The following is a 19,555-nucleotide window of genomic DNA, read 5'->3' on the forward strand; positions in this document are numbered from 1 at the left end:
CTGGGCGTGCTGACACCGCGCTGGGATGCCGCGGGTCTGGGCGGCGAGTGAGGCGGCCGCGCCCGCGCGGACACCGGTATCAGAAGACGCTCAGCTGCCGCGCGATCTCCAGGTTCGACCGGTCTCCTTCGGCCTGCACGCCGAGGGCTTCCCAGCTCCCGCGTTGGGTGACCCATCGCACGAACGCGTCGGCGTCCGAAGTGATGCGGGCGGTCACGTCGCCGGTGCCGATGGAGAGCGTCCGATCGCAACCGCCGGTGAGGCGGATCTGCACCGTGGCGTCCAAGCGCCGCAGGAGGTTGGCGTTCTGTTGGGGCAAGGCCGCCTCGATCCAGTCCACCGTCGGTTCCAGCCGCAACGCATCGGAAGCGGGGGGCTCGGCCCGCAGCGGGCCGTGCGGCTGCAGCAGGTCGTATCTGATGTGGACGTAGTGCTCGAAGGCGAACGCCGCCGGTATCTCCGACGCCGGGTACGTCCCGACATCGCCGAGCGGCACCTCGAAGTCCTGACCCGCTGTGGCCGCGAGGACCTCTAGGCCGGTCGAGCTGACCGATTCGTAGTCGTCCACGATCTCCCGCCACGTCATGCCGCGGCGCGACTCGACATACAGGTCGGCCGCCCGCTCCGCCGGCAGGCCCCCCGGATCGGGGAGATGCGACGGGTCGACCGCCAGCCAGAAACTGCATGCCATGTGGGACACGACGTCGCGCACCGACCAGCCCGGGCATCCGCTGGCCTGCGCCCAGCCGGAGTCGTCTAACGACGGAAGGATCGTCAGCAGCGCCTCTCGGTCCGCCTCGACGGCCTGTATCGCAGAGCTCATCGCAACCGTGTCCCTTCCCTTGGTTTGGCCGGCCCGCTGCTATCTTCAGAGCCAGATTCATACGGTATGTATGAACCTACATACAGTATGTATGAAAGGCAATGGTGTGAACGAAGATCGCCGGACCCAAGCGGAGCGCTCCGCGGAGACGCGGGAGGCGCTGATCTCGGCGGCGCGGCCGCTGTTCGCTGCCCAGGGTTTCTCGGAGGTGGCCCTCGAGGCGATCGTGCGCGCGGCGGGCGTGACCCGCGGCGCGCTCTATCACCACTTCGCCGACAAGACCGAGCTGTTCGCGACCGTGTTCGAGCAGGTTGAGGCGGAGGTCGCCGCCCACATGGGCGAGGCCATCGCGGCGTCGGGTGAAACCGACGCCATCGAGGTGATGCGGTTGGGCGCCGCCTATTGGCTGGAGGCCTGCTCTGATCACGAAATCCAGCGCATCGCGTTGGTGGACGCCCCTGCGGTGCTCGGTTGGGCGCGGTGGACCGAGATCGGCAATCGCTACAACCTCGGGCTGGTGCGGGCGCTGCTTTCCGGCGCGATCGAGACCGGCCGCATCCCGCCGCAGCCGGTCGAGGCGACCGCGCTCACCATGCTCGGCGCGATGCGCGAGGCGACCCTCTATGTGGCGAGGGCCGAAGATCACGCAACCGCACGCCGGGAAGCCGGCGCCGTCATCGACCGGTTGATCCGGGCGCTCACCGCAAGCGACGGCGACGAGGAAGCTGACCAACCGGGGACCCCGGCGTAGACTTAGGCAGCTGAGCACACCACCGACAAGCCGAGAAAGCAGGCATCGAGAGCCACGTGACGCCCCGCGAGACCAGCGCTGTTGACGCAGCCGGAGGCCTCCAGGCCAACGCCCAAGTACGCAGCAGCATCGATGTTCCGCCCGATGTCGTCGTCGGCTTGTTGGGCTCGGCAGACGAAAACCTCCGCGCGTTGGAACGCAGCCTGAGCGCCGACCTGCACGTGCGTGGCAACGCCGTGACCGTCTCCGGCGAGCCGGCCGAGGTCGCGCTCGCCGAGCGGGCGATCGCCGAGCTGGTCGCGATCGTCGGCAACGGCCAGCCGTTGACGCCGGAGGTGGTCCGCCACAGCGTCGCCATGCTGACCGGCGCCGACAACGAGTCGCCGGCGGAAGTGCTCACCCTGGACATCCTGTCGCGGCGCGGCAAGACGATCCGGCCCAAGACGCTCAACCAGAAGCGATACGTCGACGCGATCGACGCCAACACCATCGTTTTCGGGGTGGGCCCGGCCGGCACGGGGAAGACCTACCTGGCGATGGCCAAGGCCGTCAGCGCCCTGCAGACCAAGCAGGTGAACCGCATCATCCTGACCCGTCCGGCGGTGGAAGCCGGTGAGCGCCTTGGCTTTTTGCCGGGCACCCTGAGCGAGAAGATCGACCCCTATCTCCGGCCGCTGTATGACGCGCTGTACGACATGATGGATCCCGAGCTGATCCCCAAGCTGATGTCCGCCGGGGTCATCGAGGTGGCGCCGCTGGCGTATATGCGTGGCCGCACGCTCAATTCGGCCTTCATCGTCCTCGACGAGGCGCAGAACACCACGGCCGAGCAGATGAAGATGTTCCTCACCCGGCTCGGCTTCGGGTCGAAGATGGTCATCACCGGCGACATCACCCAGGTGGACCTTCCCGGCGGCGCCAGGTCTGGCCTGCGGTCGGCGATCGAAATCCTGGACAGCGTGGAGGACATTCATATCGCGGAGCTGACCAGTGTGGACGTGGTGCGCCACCGGTTGGTCTCCGAGATCGTCGACGCCTACGCCAAGTTCGAGGAGCCGGGCCTGACCATGAACCGTGCCGCCCGGCGCGCCTCGGGCTCCCGCGGACGCCGGTGACGTGAGCGGCCGATGAGCATCGAGGTATCCAACGAGTCGGGCGTTGACGTCTCGGAAACCGAGTTGATCAGCGTCGCCCGGTTCGTCATCGCCAGGATGGACGTCAACCCGGCGGCCGAGCTGTCGATGGTGCTGCTGGACACCGCGGCGATGGCCGATTTGCACATGCGGTGGATGGACCTGCCGGGGCCGACGGACGTGATGAGCTTCCCGATGGACGAGCTGGAGCCGGGCGGCCGGCCCGACGCCCCGGAGCCGGGACCGTCGATGCTGGGCGACATCGTGCTGTGCCCGGAGTTCGCGGCCGGGCAGGCCGACGCGGCCGGGCACAGCCTGGGCCACGAGTTGGCGCTGTTGACCATCCACGGCGTGCTCCACCTGCTGGGCTACGACCACGGTGAACCGGACGAGGAAAAAGAGATGTTCGCCCTGCAGGACCGGCTGCTCGAAGAGTGGGTCGCCGAGCAGGTCGAGGCCTACCGCCAGGATCGCCAGCAGGAGCGGGATCGCCGATTGCTGGACAAGTCAAGGTATTTCGACAATTGAGCCTACGTAAATTTCTCGGGATCGCGGCCGCCGCCGCCATCGCCCTCGCACCGGTTTCGTTGGTCGCCACCACGATCGGGGTGGCCGAGGCGGCCCCCTGCGCCGGCGGGGGGTCGAACCCCGCCAGCTGCCAGTGGTGTCAGTACCTGGTGGCGCGGTATCACACCTCCAACGTGTGCTCCCAGGACGCGCCGCCCCGCCGGGCTCAGCCGCCGTCGACCCAGGTGCAGATTCCGGCGCTCCCGCCGTACGAACCGCCGAAGCCGGTGCCGGTGCAAGCCACACCCCCGCCGAACCTGCCGCCCGCCAACACGGCTCCGACGATCAACCCGGCGGGCCCCGATGCGCCCAGAAACGTCCCCGTGGTGGCACCGCCGCGGGGGCTCGACGTGTCGCCCCAGGCGGTGGCCGCGGCGAAGGGTGCACCGGCGACGCGGGCCAACCCCGCCGACCCGCCCAAGCCGCCGAAGCAGATCGACTTCAACCAGCGGGTGCAGAACGTGGTCAGCACCCACCGGGAGAACGTCGACGTCCTGAAGGTCGACGATCAGCGGCTGGTCCGGCCCCGGCACTGGGACTACGTCGACTACGACGACGCCTACCGCCGCCCCGCCCTGTTCAACCCGCTGAACCAGGCGATGACGTTCCGCTACTTCTACAACGGCGCCGACCGGGAGGCGTACCTGCCCGCCGGTGCCCGGATGGTGTTGGATGCCGCCACCGTCGGCGTCGTCCCCTTCACCGCGGTCGGCGACGGCTGGGTGGCGGCGGGCAGCTTCTACGGCGGGGGTTCGGTGCCGCCGGACGGTTCCAACGGCCCCCCGCCGCCGGACTACAAGCCGCCGCAGCCCGGGAAGCTGTTCCAGAACGTCCTGGTCTCCGTTCCCGCGGCCAACCAGACGCTGGAGGTCGCCCAAGTCGCCGTGGTGCGCCGCGACGACAGCCAGCCCGGAGGGAGCCAGGTCGTCTTCCTGCTCGACGACTCCACGATGGCCTGGGGTGAGATCAACGACTCCAGCAGCAGCAACGCCCAGATCAGGGTGACCAAGACCCAGTCGCTGCCGTCCGCCGGGCCGACCGACGACGGCAACTTCCTGGTGGTGCTGGCCGTCCGCCCGCACGAGGAGCCCGCCCAGCCGCCCCAGCCGTGGTGGCCCTCGGCGCTCGGGTACGGGGCCCTGGGCGTGGTCGTGGGCCTCACCGCCTGGGCACTCAACCGGAAACGGAGTGACGACGACGTAGCGGAGCCCGCCACCACGTCAAGGTCTTCCGGCAATTGACCGGCCTGTCCTGGCTGCTCGGCGCGATGACGCTGATCGCCATCGGCGGGCTGTTCGCGGCGATCGACGCCGCCATCAGCACGGTGTCGCTGGCCCGGGTCCAGGAGCTGGTCCGCGAGGAGCGGCCCGGCGCCGTGTCGCTGGCCGAGGTGATGGCCGAGCGGCCGCGCTACATCAATCTCGTTGTGCTGCTGCGGATCACCTGCGAGATCACGGCGACGGTGCTGCTGGTGCTGTTCCTGTACGACAACCTGGGTTTGAACTGGGCGTTGTTCGGCGCCGCGGCCACGATGGTGGTGACGAGTTTCGTGGTCATCGGGGTCGGTCCGCGCACCCTCGGCCGCCAGCACGCCTACACCATCTCGTTGGCGACGGCCGTTCCGCTGCGGGTCCTCTCGTGGCTTTTGATGCCGCTCAGCCGGCTGCTGGTGGTCCTGGGTAACGCGCTGACGCCTGGGCGGGGCCTGCGTAACGGGCCGTTCGCGTCCGAGATCGAGTTGCGCGAGGTCGTCGACTTGGCCCAGCAGCGCGGTGTGGTCGCCGCCGACGAACGCCGGATGATCGAGTCCGTGTTCGAGCTCGGTGACACCCCGGCCCGTGAGGTGATGGTGCCGCGCACCGAAATGATCTGGATCGAAAGCGACAAGCTGGCCAGCCAAGCGCTGACGCTGGCGGTGCGCAGCGGCCATTCCCGCATCCCGGTGATCGGGGAGAACGTCGACGACATCGTCGGCGTCGTGTACTTGAAAGACCTTGTGCAGCAGGCTTTTCTGTCGGGCGACGGCGGTCGGGGCAGCACCGTGGCGCAGGTGATGCGCCCGGCGGTTTTCGTGCCGGACTCCAAGCCGCTGGACACGCTGCTGCGCGAGATGCAGCGCGACCGCAACCACATGGCTCTGCTCGTCGATGAGTACGGCGCGATCGCCGGCCTGGTCAGCATCGAGGACGTGCTCGAAGAAATCGTCGGCGAGATCGCCGACGAATACGACCAGGCGGAGACGGCGCCGGTGGAAGAGCTGGGGGACAAGCGGTTCCGCGTCTCGGCGCGGTTGCCGATCGAAGACCTCGGCGAACTGTACGGCGTCGAATTCGACGACGATCTCGACGTCGACACCGTGGGCGGCCTGCTCGCGCTGGAACTGGGCCGGGTTCCGCTGCCCGGGGCCGAGGTGGTCTCGCACGGCCTGCGGATGCAGGCCGAGGGGGGCGCCGACCATCGGGGACGGGTCCGGATCGGCACCGTCCTGCTGAGCCCGGCCCAGCCCGAGACCAACGGCTCCGACGAGGGGAACCCGCTATGACGCCGAACGGCGACATGCGCGAGTTCCGTTCCGGGTTCGTGTGTTTGGTCGGCCGGCCGAACACCGGCAAGTCGACGCTCACCAATGCGCTGGTCGGCACCAAGGTGGCCATCACCTCGACGCGCCCGCAGACCACGCGGCACACCATTCGCGGCATCGTGCACCGGGAGAACTTTCAGATCATCCTCGTCGACACGCCCGGCCTGCACCGGCCGCGCACGCTGCTGGGCAAGCGGCTCAACGACTTGGTGCGCGACACCTACGGCGAAGTCGACGTGATCGGGTTGTGCATCCCGGCCGACGAGGCGATCGGCCCGGGGGACCGGTGGATCGTCGACCAAATCCGTTCCACCGCACCGAAGACGACGCTGGTGGCCATCGTCACCAAGATCGACAAGGTGCCCAGGGACTGGGTCGCCGCGCAGCTGGTCGCGGTCAGCGAGCTGGTCGGCGACTCGGCGGAGATCGTCCCGGTCTCCGCGGCCACCGGGGAGCAGGTGGACGTGCTGATCGACGTGCTGGCCGCCGCGCTGCCCGCCGGCCCGGCGTACTACCCCGACGGCGAGCTGACCGACGAGCCCGAGGAAGTTCTGATGGCCGAGCTGATCCGCGAGGCCGCGCTGGAGGGGGTGCGCGACGAGCTGCCGCACTCGCTGGCGGTGGTGATCGACGAGGTCAACCCGCGCGAGGACCGCGACGACCTGATCGACGTGCACGCGCTGCTGTTCGTCGAGCGCGACAGCCAGAAGGGCATCGTGATCGGCAAGGGTGGCGCCCGGCTGAGGCAGGTGGGCACGGCGGCGCGCGGCCAGATCGAAAAGCTGCTCGGCACCAAGGTCTACCTGGACCTGCGCGTGAAGGTCGCCAAGAACTGGCAGAGCGACCCCAAACAGCTTGGTCGGCTTGGCTTCTGACGCGCGGGGACCAACGGTGTTTCGCCGCGCGGGCGTACCAGGATGCGCTCGGCCGCTCGACATGCCGAGAATCGGCCGTCGGGAAGAAACGCCCAACGGCTCCTTGACTTTTCCGGCGCCCGGCCGGGTTTGATGGCATGGGCGACGGGTAGCCGTCGCCCATGACCCAAGCACAGTTAGCGTTAGTCACCGGCGCGTCCAGCGGCATCGGGCTCGAACTGGCCAAGCAATTCGCCCGGCATGGCTACGACCTGGTCGTCGCCGCCGACGACGACGCCATCCGCGACGTCCCCGACAAGCTCTCCCGGTGGAGTTCGGCCGTACAGCCGGTCCAGGTGGACCTGCGCGCCCCGGAGGGGGTGGAGCACTTGTACCGGAGCGCGATCGAAGGCGACCGCGTGCTGGCCGCCGCGGCGCTGAACGCGGGCATCGGGCGCGGCGAAATGTTCCTCAAGAGCGAACTCGCCGACGACCTGAGCATCGTCGACCTCAACGTGCGCTCGACGGTGCACCTGGCCAAGCTGGTGCTGCGCGACATGGCGAACCGCGACGCGGGCAGGGTCCTGTTCACCTCGTCGATCGCGGCCCAGATGCCGGGCTCCTATCAGCCGGTGTACAACGCATCGAAGTCGTTCATCCAGTCCTTCGCCGAAGCGCTGCAGGACGAATTGCGTGACACCTCCATCACGGTCACCGCGCTGATGCCGGGGCCCACGGACACCAATTTCTTCGCCCGCGCGAAGATGGTCGACTCCCTGATGGGCAAGGGCCCCAAGGACGATCCCGCCGAGGTCGCGCGGCAGGGTTTCGAGGCCTTGATGCGCGGCGATCGGCAGGTCGTCGCCGGTTCGGTCCTCGTCAAGGCGATGGGCGTGGCGAACCGGGTACTGCCCGACAGCGTCAAAGCCATTGGCAATCGGGTGATGTCGCGGCCGCGCTGACGGCCGGCGCCGCGACTACGCGAGAACGCGAATCGTCTGCAGCGACGGATCCGCCGCGTCCGGAACGTTCATGCCCGCGCGGACGCCCGAACACAGGTAGTCCAGCACGGCGTCGTTGAGGCGCTCGCCGGGCACCACGGCGGGTATGCCCGGCGGGTACGGCGTGCACTGCTCGGCGGCGACGCGGCCCGCGGCGCGGCCGGTGGGTACGGTCTCGACGCGCCCGAAAAAGGCGTCGCGCGGCAGGCAGACGGTCTCCAACTGCAACTCGTCGGGTGAGGGCAGGTCGATGCGCGGCGGCGGCTCGAAGTCGTCGGCGGCCTTGCGCCACAAGGTGAGCGCATCGATGAGCCGCCCCGCGGTGTGGTCGTCGTCGGCCATCGACAGCGTCGCCAGGATGCGTCGGTGATCGCTCATTCCCATGTCGAGGTGCGCGTGCTCGCGCAGCCAGTCGTGCGCCTGATAGCCGGAGGTGCCGGTCGCGGACACGTCGATCAACACTTGCATCCGGTCCAGGTCGTGCGACGCCTGCACACCCAGCAGTTCGTCGTCGAGCACCTTGACGTCCGGGATGGCTTCGATGTCGGTGCGCAGCCGACGGGCGAGATCCAATGCGGCGCCGAGCAATTCGTGTCCGCGGTGCGCCATCTGGCGCCGCCAGCCGTCCATGGCGGCATACACGAGCACGTTGGGGCTGGTGGTCATCAGCAGGTCGGCGCACGCCGACAGTCGGTCCTGGTCGATCCGGTCGCCCTGCACGTGGAACACCGAACCCTGTTCGAAACCCGCCCCCATCTTGTGGACGCTGACCACGCAGACGTCCGCACCGGCGTCCATCGCCCACGTCGGCAGGTTTTCGTGGAACGGCAGGTGCGCCCCCCACGCCTCGTCGACGATCAACGGCTTGCCGCGCGCATGGCACACCTCGGCGATCCCGGCGATGTCGGCGCAGGTGCCGTAGGGGCTGGGGCTGACCACGAGCGCGCCGGCGGCGTCCGGATGTTCCTTCCAGGCCTCCTCGACCTGCCGCGGTGACGGCGGATGCGAGAAGTGCCGCTCGGCGTCCCAGCGCGGCGTGATCCAGCGCGGCTGCATGCCGGCGAAGATCAGCCCCGCCACGATCGACTTGTGGCTGTCCCGGCTGACCAACAGGCTGCCGTCGCCGCCGGCGACGGCCATCATCGCCGCCTTCACCGACAGCGAACTGCCGCAGGTGGAAAACCAGGCGACGTCGGCGCCGACGGCCTCGGCCATCAGGTCTTCGGCGTGCTTGAGGTATTCGTGGCTGGTTCTGCGGTCGTCCAGCCCGCCGCTGGCCAGCACGTCGTCGGCGAACGGCTCCCGGCCCAGGACCTCCAAGACCCGCTCGTCGGTGCCGCGGCCCTGCCGGTGCCCCGGTGGGGTGAACCCGTACCGGTCCTTTCGGCGGTAATCGACCAGGGCATCCAACAGTGGAGCAACAGATTGATCCATGGGCAAGGAATACCCGCGTCGCCGGTGCCTACGCGACCGCCCCGGTCACCTCGAGCAAACCCGTGTTCGCGTACCACCGCCATCGACCAGGTTCGGACGGCCGGATCGTTGCATCGCGGTCAGTCACCCGGTGCGGGTGTCGACAAACCCCGTAGCCGCTCGAGGGAAGTCACCGTCCGGCAGTGCGGTTTTCACCTTCGCGGCGGCGGGGCGCCCGCGACCGGGGGCGTGCCCGTCTCGGCGTTCCACCACGGCGTCGGCTGCCTGGTCGACCACCCGCACACGGCCTCCAGTTCGGCGGCCAGCGAGATCAGCATGCCCTCGCTGTTGGCGGGGCCCATCAACTGGACGCCGATCGGCAGCCCCTCGGAGGTGAACCCGGCCGGCACGTTGATCGACGGCCAGCCCAGCACGTTCCACGGAAAGGTCAGCGGGCAGGCGGCGACCATCGCGCGATCGGTGGCCCACCCGCTCAACCGGTCGAAGGCGCGCGCCAGCGGCGGCGGCTGGGCGGTGGTCGGGGCCAGCACGACATCGACGATGTCGAAGACCGAGCCCACGCGGCGCTGGGCGGCGGCTTCGTGCCGGCGCGCGGTGCGCAGGATCGCCTGACCCAGCACATGGCCCAGGCGCAGGTTGGACACCGTGCGGGGGTCGAGGATCACGCCGTCGCCCAGCCGCTCCTCCCAATCCCGCAGGCCGGCGGTGGACCGGGCGAGGAAGTCCCACGACAGCCGCAGGCCGTAGTCCGGGTTGCCGGGCACCACGGTGTGGCCCAGCAGCTCGAGCTGGTCGGCCACGGCGCGCGTCGCGGCGAGGATCTCGGGATGCAGCTTGGACCGGAAACCGGTGTAGGGGAACCGGGTCGACAGCGCGATGTTCAGCGGACCGGGCGCGATGCCGACGTAGTCGGACGCCGTGATCGGGGGCGGCTTGTGCCGGTCGCCCTCGACGTTGCCCGACGCAGCGTCGAGCACCAACGCCGCGTCGGCCACCGTGCGGGCCAGCACGCCGTTGACCGTGATGCCGTTGAACGCCTCGGGCAGCGGCCAGGTGGAGATGCGGCCGCGCTGCGGCTTGATGCCCACCAGGTGCGTCCAGGCGGCGGGGATGCGGACGCTGCCGGCGCCGTCGGAGCCGATCGCCGCGGTGACCAGCCCCGCGGCCACCGCGGCCGCGCTGCCCCCGGACGAGCCGCCCGGGGAATGCCGGCGCGACCAGGGGTTGCGGGTGTGCCCGAAGCCGGGCCCGCTGGTGAAGGGCCACTGACCGAGCTCGCAGGTGTTGGTCTTGCCGACGATCACCGCGCCCGCCTCCTTGAGGCGGCGAACCACCTCGGCGTCGTGAGTGGCGGGCGGGACGTATCCCTCGGTGCCGTAGGCCGTCGGCACTCCAGCAACGTCGACGTCGTCTTTGACCGCGATCGGGATGCCCAGCAACGGCGCCGTGTCTCCGGCCGCGCGCCGCCGATCGGCCGCGGCCGCGTCGGCCAGAGCGGACTCGGTCAACACGACGCGGAAGGCGTTCAGCGTCGGCTGGCTCGCGTGGATGGCGTGCAGCGACCGGCGCACCAGTGTGACGGATGTCACCGAGCGGCTGGCCAGCTGATAGAGCAGGTCAGTCAGCGTGGGCAGGCGCTGGCCACCGGATCCGAAAACGGATCCCAGACCTGACTCGGAAGCGCCAATCACGGGGTACGAGACTAACCGGCGCGGATACCAGCATTGTCGCGGCGGGGTGCAAAACTATGGTGATGCGGCTGTATCGAGACCGGGCGGTGGTGTTGCGCCAGCACAAGCTCGGCGAGGCCGACCGGATCGTCACCCTGCTAACCCGCGATCACGGGTTGGTTCGGGCGGTGGCGAAGGGGGTTCGCCGCACCCGCAGCAAATTCGGCGCGCGGCTGGAGCCGTTCGCGCACATCGACGCGCAACTGCATCCCGGCCGCAATCTTGACATCGTCACCCAGGTGGTCTCGATCGACGCGTTCGCCACCGACATCGTCAGCGACTACGGCCGCTACACCTGCGGGTGCGCGATGCTGGAAACCGCCGAACGCCTCGCCGGTGAGGAGCGGGCCCCCGCCCCGGCCCTGCACCGGCTCACGGTCAGCGCGCTGCGGGCGGTCGCCGACGGCCGCCGGTCCCGGGACCTGCTGCTGGACGCCTACCTGCTGCGCGCCATGGGCATCGCCGGGTGGGCGCCGGCGCTGACCGAGTGCGCCCGGTGCGCCACACCCGGGCCGCATCGGGCGTTTCACGTCGGCGCCGGGGGCAGCGTCTGCACCCATTGCCGTCCGGCCGGTTCGACGACACCGCCGCCGGGCGTGCTGGATCTGATGTCCGCGCTGCACGACGGCGAGTGGGAGTTCGCCGAGCAGGCCCCGCAATCGCACCGCAGCTACGTCAGCGGGCTGGTGGCCGCGCACCTGCAATGGCATCTGGAACGGCAGCTCAAAACGTTGCCGTTGGTGGAACGGACGTATCACGTCGACCGCACCATCGCGCAGCGGCGCGCGGCGCTGGCCGAGCGGGACCTCGACTGTGGCTAGGGTCCGCGCCGGTGGCACCGGCCGGAAGGCCGAGCGTCCCCCGAAGCCGACCGACTTTCCGCAGTTGCCCCCCGCGCCCGACGACTACCCGGTCTTTCCCGACCGGTCGACCTGGCCGGTCGTCTTTCCCGACCTGCCGCCGTCCGTGGACGGCGGTCCCTGCCGGCCGCCGCAACACATCTCGAAGGCCGCGGCGCCGCGCATTCCGGCGGATCGACTGCCCAATCATGTGGCCATCGTGATGGACGGCAACGGCCGCTGGGCCACCGAACAGGGACTGACCCGAACCGACGGCCACCGGGCGGGCGAGGCGGTGGTCATAGACGTCGTCTGCGGCGCCATCGAGATCGGCATCAAGTGGCTCAGCCTTTACGCGTTCTCCACCGAAAACTGGAAGCGGTCCCCCGAGGAGGTCCGCTTCCTGATGGGCTTCAACCGCGACGTGGTCCGCATGCGCCGCGTGAATTTGAAGACGATAGGGGTCAAGATCCGGTGGGTGGGTTCGCGGCCACGGCTGTGGCGCAGCGTGATCAACGAGCTGGCGATCGCGGAGGACATGACGAAGGACAACGACGTCATCACCGTCAACTACTGTGTGAACTACGGTGGGCGTGCCGAAATCGCCGACGCCGCAAGGGAAATTGCGCGCCTGGCCGCCGCCGGCAGGCTGAACCCGGAGCGCGTCACCGAAGCCACGGTGGCCCATCACCTGCAGCGGCCCGACATCCCCGACGTGGACCTGTTCCTGCGGACGTCGGGGGAGCAGCGGTCCAGCAATTTCATGCTGTGGCAGGCGGCGTACGCCGAGTACATCTTCCAGGACAAGCTGTGGCCCGACTACGACCGCCGCGACCTATGGGCGGCATGCGAGGAATATGCTTCTCGCAACAGAAGATTCGGGAGCGCGTAGTGGGGACCGGAAGCGCGGCGGAGCCGGGCGCACCGGGTCCGCACGGGAAGGATCCAGTGGGGACCGGAAGCGCGGCGGAGCCGGGCGCACCGGGTCCGCACGGGAAGGATCCAGTGGGGACCGGAAGCGCGGCGGAGCCGGGCGCACCGGGTCCGCACGGGAAGGATCCGATGCCGTCACTGCAGGAGCGTCTGGCGTCGGTGCTCGGCGATGTCCTTTCAGTCGAAAAGGAGCCCGACGGGGCGTTGACGGTGCGCCATGCCGGCACCATCGCGTCGTTGCGGGTGGTGACCATCGCCGACGACCTCGACCTGGTCTCGCTCACCCAGGTCGTGGCGTGGGACCTGCCGTTGACCAAGAAGGTCAGCGATCAGGTCGCCAAGCAGGCCCGCGACTGCAACTTCGGCGGCATCACGCTCGTCGAAAAGGTCGATCCGAAAGCCGTGCAACGCAACTCGGGCAAGGGCGCGGCGAAAACCGGCGACGTGATGCTGCGCTACAACTTCCCCGGCGGCGGCCTGACCGACGACGCGCTGCGCACCCTGATCCTATTGGTGCTCGACACCGGCGCCGGGATCCGTAGCTCGCTGACGTCGTGACGTTTCGGCATTCGCCGAACGTGAAGCCAGTTCGACGGTCGGGCGGGGCTAGCGACAGTCCTTGCAGGTGCCGAAGATCTCGATGGTGTGGCTGACGTCGGAATAGCCGTGCTTGGCGGCGATTTGCGCCGCCCACTCCTCCACCTCGTGGTCGCCGACCTCGATCGTGGAGCCACAGCTGCGGCAGACCAGATGGTGATGGTGGTGCTCGGAACACCGGCGGTAGACCGATTCGCCGGTGTCGGTCCGCAGCGTGTCGACCATTCCCGCCGCCGCCATGGACTGCAACGTCCGGTAGACGGTGGTCAGCCCGATGTTCTCGCCGCGGCGGCGCAGCTCGTCGTGCAATTCCTGCGCCGAGCGGAAGTCGTCGAGGGTGTCCATCAGCGTCGAGATCGCCGCCCGCTGCCGGGTCGACCGCACGGTGGCGCCCGTCAAGGCGTGTCCTCGCTCGCGTGGGCCACGGCGTCCACCACGATGTGCGCCAGGTGATGGTCGGCGAGCCGGTACAGCACCTCGCGCCCGGAGCGCTCCCCGGCGACCACGCCGGCGGCCTTGAGAATCCTCAGGTGCTGGCTGACGAGCGGCTGCGGCACGCCGAGCGCGTCCACCAGCTCGTGCACGCAGCGGTGCGACTCGCGCAGCTGCAGCACGATGGCGATCCGCACGGGCGCGGCCAGCGCGCGCAGCAGCTCGCCGGCCGCGTCGAGGATCTCCCGCGGCGGCGGCACGGGGTAATCGGCCAGCGCGCGGGGCCCGGTTCCTTCGTGCTCGTGCGGCGCGCTCACGTCACCGGCGGCGGCCGGCAGCGAGGAAGGCGGAGACGGGGACATCGCCATGGAGAGAGTCATCACCTCGAGAAGTGCCAGGTAGCGGGGAGGACGCGCCGCGAGGCGGTCGACTTCCACTGTCACATGCATGATGACGCATGTCAAAGACCGCGGCACCGATCGTTACCATGACGAATGCTCTGCGCGCCGCGGTCGACCCGCGCGCGTGCTCGTTCAAACCCGGAAAGGGAGTGCACCACCCCGTGGCGTCCGTCATCGACACCGTAGTGAACCTGGCCAAACGGCGCGGCTTCGTCTTTCCCTCGGGCGAGATCTACGGCGGCACCCGGTCGGCGTGGGACTACGGCCCGCTGGGGGTGGAACTCAAGGAGAACATCAAACGGCAGTGGTGGCGTTCGGTGGTCACCGGCCGCGACGACGTCGTGGGCATCGACTCGTCGATCATCCTGCCGCGGCAGGTCTGGGTGGCCTCCGGCCACGTCGAGGTCTTCCACGACCCGCTGGTCGAGTGCCTGAACTGCCACCACCGGCATCGTCAGGACCACATGCAGGAGGCGTACGCCGCCAAGAAGGGGATCGACCACCCCGACTCCGTGCCGATGACCGAGATCGTCTGCCCGGACTGCGGCACCAAGGGGCAGTGGACGGAACCGCGCGAGTTCAACATGATGCTCAAGACCTACCTCGGGCCGATCGAGACCGAGGAGGGCCTGCACTACCTGCGCCCGGAGACCGCGCAGGGCATCTTCGTCAACTTCGCCAACATCGTGACCACCGCGCGCAAGAAGCCGCCGTTCGGTATCGGCCAGATCGGCAAGAGTTTCCGCAACGAAATCACGCCGGGCAACTTCATTTTCCGGACCCGCGAGTTCGAGCAGATGGAAATGGAGTTCTTCGTCGAGCCGTCGACCGCGAAGGAATGGCATCAGTATTGGATCGACACCCGGCACCAATGGTATGTCGACCTGGGTATCAATCCGGAGAATCTGCGGTTGTTCGAGCACCCGGCCGAAAAGCTTTCGCACTATTCCGACCGCACGGTCGACATCGAGTACAAGTTCGGCTTCGCCGGCAATCCCTGGGGTGAGCTGGAAGGCGTCGCCAACCGAACCGATTTCGACTTGTCCACGCACGCAAAGCATTCCGGTGCCGACCTGTCGTACTACGACCAGGTGACCGACACCCGCTACACCCCGTACGTCATCGAACCGGCCGCCGGCCTGACGCGGTCGTTCATGGCGTTCCTCATCGACGCCTACACCGAGGACCAGGCGCCCAACGCCAAGGGCGTGATGGAGAAGCGCACGCTGCTCCGGCTGGACCCGCGGTTGGCGCCGGTCAAGGCCGCGGTGCTGCCGCTGTCGCGGCACGCCGACCTGAGTCCCAAGGCCCGCGACCTGGCGGCCGAGCTGCGCACCTGCTGGAACATCGATTTCGACGACGCCGGCGCGATCGGGCGCCGCTATCGGCGCCAGGACGAGGTGGGGACCCCGTTCTGTGTGACGGTCGATTTCGATTCCCTCGAAGACAACGCCGTCACGGTGCGCCGGCGCGACGACATGACGCAGGAACGGGTCGCGATGAACGCCGTGGGCGACTATCTGGCCGCGCGGCTCAAGGGCTGCTGACCGGCGCGGACACCCCGAAGCCACGCAATTAAACGTTTCGTAAAAAAGCGCTGTCGGGTACGCGATTGGCCTAGGCTCTTTAAACGGATGTTGCTCACGTGTCTAGTGGCCGGGGGTGGGTGTCGGTTCGTGTGGATGTAGGTGCCGTTGACGCGGTCGGTGGGTTGGGGATGTGATGATTCCAGCTTTTATGCTCTTCCCCCCCGAGATCAACTCTGCGCTGATGTATGGCGGCGCCGGCCCGGGCCCACTCTTGACGGCGGCATCGGCCTGGCAGGCACTCGCGGCGGATCTCGCGGCCGCGGCGGCATCGTTCGAGTCGGTCGTGACGGGGGTGGCCGCCGGTCCCTGGACGGGCCCGTCGTCGGCGGCGATGGTGGCGGCGGCGACCCCCTATCTGCAGTGGCTGATCTCGGCCGCCGGACAAGCCGAGATCGCGGCCGCCCAGGCGACGGCGGCGGCGACGGCGTACGAGGCGGCGTTCATGGCGACGGTGCCGACTCCGGCGGTGCTCGCGAACCGCATCCGGTTGCTCGCGCTGATCGCGACGAACTTCTTCGGCCAGAACACGCCGGCGATCGCGATGACCGAGATCGAGTACATGGAGATGTGGGCCCAGGACGTGGCCGCGATGGTCGGCTACCACGTCGGGGCGCAGACGGTGGCGGCGTCGCTGCCGGCGTTCAGCGTCCCGCCGGTGGGCCTGGGTGGACTGTCGGGGCTGGTGACGGCGCCGCTGAGCTTCGCGTCCCAGGCGCTCGGAGCGTTCTCGTCGCTGGGGGCCGGCTTCGTTTCGGACCTGCAGTCGGTGCTGGGGGCGTTCTTCCCGGGCCTCTCGTCGGTGACGTCGTTGCTGTCGTCGATGCCGGTGACCACGATGACCGCGCTCGCCCCGATGGGGATGTATCCGGCGAGCGCGCTGATGTCCCCGATGATGGTGCTGGCCCACAATGTCGGCCCGGCGGCGGCGCCGGCGATGGCGGGTGTCACCACCGTGGCCGCGCAGGCCCCGCAAGCCGCCGCGAGCGGGCTCCAAGGGCTGCAGTCGGCCGGCGGGCTGGGCGTCGCCACGGCCGGACTGGGCACCGCGCGGTTCGTGGGGGCGATCACGGTGCCGCCGACCTGGCAGGGTTCGATGCCGGTGCCGGCGGTGCTGACGAGCCTCGCGGTGCCGGCCTTGGGCACCCAACTCCCCACCCCGCTCGCGACCGGGGGAGCGTCGTCCCCGTCGTCGGCACCGGCCGGTTCGACGCCGGCCGTGGCCATGGCGATGGACGGCCGGAACGCCGACGAGGACAAGACGGACGCGCGGGGGCGCCGCGGCGGGGAGAACCCGCATGTGGTGCAGTCGCGGCCCAAGGTGGTGCCGCGCACCAAAGGCGGGTAGGGGCCGACCCTCGCCTTTTCGTGGCGCCGGGTCGGGCGCGCGCTGCGTGAAAGCAAATCCACGTTTTTCGGGTATTTCCCCGTAGTTTGGCTTACGATGTGGCTGCTTGGTGTTATTAGGTTCGGCCACAGCGTCCGAAAATCGGCTGTGGAAGGGGGCAACATGCTTTTGCCTCTTGGTCCGCCGCTACCAGATGACTCGGTGTCGGCGGCTCGGGGTGAGTCGGGGATGTTGGGCGGCCTGTCGGTTCCGCTCAAGTGGGGTGTGGCCGTGCCGCCCGATGACTACGACCACTGGGCCCCGAAGACAGAGGCGAACGCCGACGCGGGCGATCCGGTGGCCGACACCCCGGCCCCGGCCGCGGTCTCCGACGCCAACCAGTGGAACGAATGGAAACGGTGGGAGGGCGAAGCCGAACCCCACTTCGAAATGCCGCGCAGCGGAGGCGTTATACCGCATTCCCCGGCCGCCGGCTGAGCGCCGGACGGGGGCGACCCGCTCAGAACCGGCCGCCGCCCCCCATGAAGCCACCGCCGGAAGAGCCCCCGGACGAGCCGCCGAATGACGTCGGGCTCCAGCCGCCGAATCCGCCCCGCATGCCGCCTCCGAGCACGTTGCCGATGATGATCCCGCCCAGCATCGCGCCCATGTCGCTGCCGCCGCCGCGGGCGTAGGCGCGCTGCGCCGACTGCACGTCGGCGTTGGCCAGTGACTGCGCCTGGGCCGCCAGCGTCGACGCGGCGTTGGCGTGCGAAATCGCCTCGGTCGGGTTCGCCGCCCGCTGGTCCCGCGCGGCCTGTAGGTGCCGCTTGGCTTCGGCGAGCCGGGTGCGAGCCTCCGGGCCGACGCTGCCTCGGCGCGTGTCGATGTAGTCGGACACCGCCCGCACCCGGGACTCGGCGGTGAACACCGCCTGCTCGAAGGCGCGGTTGAGCTGTTCGGCGGTGGCCTGCTCGCGGGCCAGGGTGACCAGGACGCCGTTGAGGTCGGCATCCGCCTTGGCGACTTGGGCGAACGCCCCCAACGGGTCGGTGGCGGCCCCGGCGCGCGCGCCGTCGGCGGCCCGGGCGGCGGCATCCCGCGCCGCGATCAGATCGCCGGCGTGAGCCGATTTGGTGGCCTGCGCCTTCTGCAGCAGCTCGTCCGCGCGCTTGATGTCCGCCTGGATGTCGGTCACGGCCGACGGCAGCCGGTCGATGGCGTGCTGAATGTCGGTGGCCGCGTTGTCCACCGAGTCGAGGAGCCCACGGGCCTGCCCGAGCGCGGACTCGGCGGCGCGGACGGCATCCACCAGGCCGGCCTGCCTGCCGCTGACCGCTTCGCCGGCCAAATCCCGGGCCGTGCTGATGTTGCGGTCGGCGAACGCCAGCCGCTCCTCGGCGGTCGCGACATTGCCGGACACCGAACTCAGTGCGGCAGCGTCGAATTGACCGTGCAGCTCCGCCAGCCGCTGTTCCGACGGGGCGATGCGGCTGGTGAGCTCGACGTACTGCTGGGTCAGCGCGTCCAGCCGCGACGGGGCGTTGATCACCAGATCGCGCAGGTTTTCGAACGCCTCGGTCTGCGATTCCAGTTCGCGGTCGGCGCCCGCCGCCGACACGACCACCCGGGTGAGCAGCTCGCGGCGCTGGTCGGGTGTCTCGGGCGTGTTGTCGTCGAGCTGCTGTCGGATCGTAAATGCCTGGGAGAGAGCGGCTTTGGCGTTCTCGACGGCCTCGGTGAACGGCCGGGTGCGCTCTTCGCCGAACTCGGCGATCGCCAGGTCGAGCTCGTTCGAGCTGGTCCGCACGGCGTTGTCGACGTCCACCACCAACTCGCGGGACAGATCGTCGAGGGCCTGCAGCGGCACGCCGGCCAGCGCTCGGGGGTCGGTGGGGTCGACCCGACGCGCCGCGGCCAGGTCGGCCGCGCGCCGGCGCCGGCGCCGGTATCGCATGATCAGCAGCAGGACCGCCAGCGCGGCGAGGATGATCGCCAGCGTGACCAACAGGGCGACGCGGCCCGAGGAACCGGGCGACGTGTTGAGCCCGTCGGCCGCCGCCACCGCGGCGCCGCTCCAGTCGCCGTTGTGCAGGGCGGGCTCGATCTTGTTGTGCCGCAAGTCATCGACCTGGCGCGCGGTGACGCTCTTGACGGCGGTCGGCACCAAGAAGGCGTAGGCACGGCTGGCGGTGGCGACCGCCAGCAGCGCGTCGTAGTCGCCCAGGTCGCTGGCCCGCGCCGTGCGCTGCGCCCAGTTCACCGCGCCCTGCCCGGAGAAGTCGTCGACGTAGACCACCCACAGCCGGATGTGCCGGTCCGTGTACAGCGTGCCCACCGCCGACGTGACGGCCGTGCGGCCGGAGTCCGACAGGACACCCGCGTTGTCGGTGACGTAATCCGCCAGCCGGAACGGGGCCTGCGCGCCGGCCGCGGGCGCCACGAGCAGGCCACCGCCGAAACCGACCGCGAGGATCGCCCCGATGACGCCGAGCAGGCGGGCAGTGCGCATGCGCATTACGCCAATTTAGCGCCGCGACGACGCGGGCAGACAGCCGCGCGTCGG

Annotated in this window: 19 protein-coding genes; 13 read left to right on the top strand and 6 right to left on the bottom strand. The window is 69.5% G+C overall.

Going from position 1 to position 19,555, the window contains the following annotated elements; genetic code table 11:
• Nucleotides 1-79: 79 nt before the first annotated feature.
• The gene (locus HMPREF0591_RS22835) at nt 80-823 is read right to left on the bottom strand and encodes a maleylpyruvate isomerase family mycothiol-dependent enzyme (RefSeq protein ID WP_007171049.1); all 744 of its coding nucleotides are present in this window, start codon (nt 821-823) and stop codon (nt 80-82) included.
• A 91-nt stretch (nt 824-914) separates the two neighbouring features.
• Between HMPREF0591_RS22835 and HMPREF0591_RS22840 the strand changes: the two genes are divergently transcribed.
• From HMPREF0591_RS22840 to HMPREF0591_RS22870, 7 genes are all read left to right on the top strand, one after another.
• Nucleotides 915-1,574: a TetR/AcrR family transcriptional regulator gene (locus HMPREF0591_RS22840; RefSeq protein WP_007171050.1), complete on the top strand. Its 660-nt coding sequence runs from the start codon at nt 915-917 to the stop codon at nt 1,572-1,574.
• 56 nt (nt 1,575-1,630) lie between these two features.
• Nucleotides 1,631-2,689: a PhoH family protein gene (locus HMPREF0591_RS22845; RefSeq protein ID WP_007171051.1), complete on the top strand. Its 1,059-nt coding sequence runs from the start codon at nt 1,631-1,633 to the stop codon at nt 2,687-2,689.
• A gap of 12 nt (nt 2,690-2,701) precedes the next feature.
• Nucleotides 2,702-3,235, top strand: a complete 534-nt coding sequence (ybeY, locus tag HMPREF0591_RS22850) for an rRNA maturation RNase YbeY (RefSeq protein WP_007171052.1) — start codon at nt 2,702-2,704, stop codon at nt 3,233-3,235.
• The gene (locus HMPREF0591_RS22855) at nt 3,232-4,515 is read left to right on the top strand and encodes a hypothetical protein (protein ID WP_007171053.1); all 1,284 of its coding nucleotides are present in this window, start codon (nt 3,232-3,234) and stop codon (nt 4,513-4,515) included. The genes ybeY and HMPREF0591_RS22855 overlap by 4 nt, the downstream gene beginning before the upstream one ends.
• The gene (locus tag HMPREF0591_RS22860; protein ID WP_007171054.1) at nt 4,512-5,816 is read left to right on the top strand and encodes a hemolysin family protein; all 1,305 of its coding nucleotides are present in this window, start codon (nt 4,512-4,514) and stop codon (nt 5,814-5,816) included. Before HMPREF0591_RS22855 ends, HMPREF0591_RS22860 begins: the two co-directional genes overlap by 4 nt.
• A gap of 14 nt (nt 5,817-5,830) precedes the next feature.
• On the top strand, nt 5,831-6,730 hold the full coding sequence (gene era, locus HMPREF0591_RS22865) for a GTPase Era (protein ID WP_040623760.1): 900 nt from the start codon (nt 5,831-5,833) through the stop codon (nt 6,728-6,730).
• A gap of 161 nt (nt 6,731-6,891) precedes the next feature.
• Nucleotides 6,892-7,671, top strand: a complete 780-nt coding sequence (locus HMPREF0591_RS22870) for an SDR family NAD(P)-dependent oxidoreductase (protein ID WP_007171056.1) — start codon at nt 6,892-6,894, stop codon at nt 7,669-7,671.
• Between the two features lie 15 nt (nt 7,672-7,686).
• Here HMPREF0591_RS22870 and HMPREF0591_RS22875 read toward each other — a convergent pair whose 3' ends face one another.
• Both HMPREF0591_RS22875 and HMPREF0591_RS22880 read right to left on the bottom strand, forming a co-directional pair.
• Complete coding sequence (locus HMPREF0591_RS22875) at nt 7,687-9,144, bottom strand: aminotransferase class I/II-fold pyridoxal phosphate-dependent enzyme (RefSeq protein ID WP_007171057.1); 1,458 nt, start codon at nt 9,142-9,144, stop codon at nt 7,687-7,689.
• Between the two features lie 191 nt (nt 9,145-9,335).
• Complete coding sequence (locus HMPREF0591_RS22880) at nt 9,336-10,835, bottom strand: amidase (protein ID WP_007171058.1); 1,500 nt, start codon at nt 10,833-10,835, stop codon at nt 9,336-9,338.
• Between the two features lie 62 nt (nt 10,836-10,897).
• Between HMPREF0591_RS22880 and recO the strand changes: the two genes are divergently transcribed.
• The 3 genes from recO (at nt 10,898) to HMPREF0591_RS22895 (ending at nt 13,204) form a co-directional block, all read left to right on the top strand.
• Nucleotides 10,898-11,695: a DNA repair protein RecO gene (gene recO, locus HMPREF0591_RS22885; protein WP_040623761.1), complete on the top strand. Its 798-nt coding sequence runs from the start codon at nt 10,898-10,900 to the stop codon at nt 11,693-11,695.
• Nucleotides 11,688-12,605: a decaprenyl diphosphate synthase gene (locus HMPREF0591_RS22890; protein WP_007171060.1), complete on the top strand. Its 918-nt coding sequence runs from the start codon at nt 11,688-11,690 to the stop codon at nt 12,603-12,605. Before recO ends, HMPREF0591_RS22890 begins: the two co-directional genes overlap by 8 nt.
• Before the next feature lie 170 nt (nt 12,606-12,775).
• Nucleotides 12,776-13,204, top strand: a complete 429-nt coding sequence (locus tag HMPREF0591_RS22895; protein WP_007171061.1) for a hypothetical protein — start codon at nt 12,776-12,778, stop codon at nt 13,202-13,204.
• Between the two features lie 48 nt (nt 13,205-13,252).
• On the opposite strand, the gene HMPREF0591_RS22900 is transcribed toward HMPREF0591_RS22895, so the two are convergent.
• The gene (locus tag HMPREF0591_RS22900; protein WP_007171062.1) at nt 13,253-13,642 is read right to left on the bottom strand and encodes a Fur family transcriptional regulator; all 390 of its coding nucleotides are present in this window, start codon (nt 13,640-13,642) and stop codon (nt 13,253-13,255) included.
• Entirely contained in the window at nt 13,639-14,043 is a 405-nt protein-coding gene (locus HMPREF0591_RS22905) for an ArsR/SmtB family transcription factor (protein WP_040623762.1), read from the bottom strand. Before HMPREF0591_RS22905 ends, HMPREF0591_RS22900 begins: the two co-directional genes overlap by 4 nt.
• 182 nt (nt 14,044-14,225) lie before the next feature.
• Here HMPREF0591_RS22905 and HMPREF0591_RS22910 point away from each other — a divergent pair, with 182 nt between their 5' ends.
• The 3 genes from HMPREF0591_RS22910 to HMPREF0591_RS22920 all read left to right on the top strand — a co-directional run bounded on the left by HMPREF0591_RS22910 (nt 14,226) and on the right by HMPREF0591_RS22920 (nt 17,487).
• A complete protein-coding gene (locus HMPREF0591_RS22910; protein WP_167310175.1) occupies nt 14,226-15,623 on the top strand; it encodes a glycine--tRNA ligase in 1,398 nt (465 codons plus the stop codon).
• Between the two features lie 175 nt (nt 15,624-15,798).
• Nucleotides 15,799-17,010, top strand: a complete 1,212-nt coding sequence (locus HMPREF0591_RS22915; protein WP_007171065.1) for a PPE family protein — start codon at nt 15,799-15,801, stop codon at nt 17,008-17,010.
• A 162-nt stretch (nt 17,011-17,172) separates the two neighbouring features.
• Nucleotides 17,173-17,487, top strand: coding sequence for a hypothetical protein (locus HMPREF0591_RS22920; RefSeq protein ID WP_244269077.1), 315 nt, complete (start codon nt 17,173-17,175; stop codon nt 17,485-17,487).
• Nucleotides 17,488-17,509: 22 nt separating this feature from the next.
• On the opposite strand, the gene HMPREF0591_RS22925 is transcribed toward HMPREF0591_RS22920, so the two are convergent.
• Nucleotides 17,510-19,501: a TPM domain-containing protein gene (locus HMPREF0591_RS22925; protein WP_040623765.1), complete on the bottom strand. Its 1,992-nt coding sequence runs from the start codon at nt 19,499-19,501 to the stop codon at nt 17,510-17,512.
• Nucleotides 19,502-19,555 lie beyond the last annotated feature (54 nt).

This window comes from Mycobacterium parascrofulaceum ATCC BAA-614, from assembly GCF_000164135.1.
GTDB lineage: Bacteria > Actinomycetota > Actinomycetes > Mycobacteriales > Mycobacteriaceae > Mycobacterium > Mycobacterium parascrofulaceum.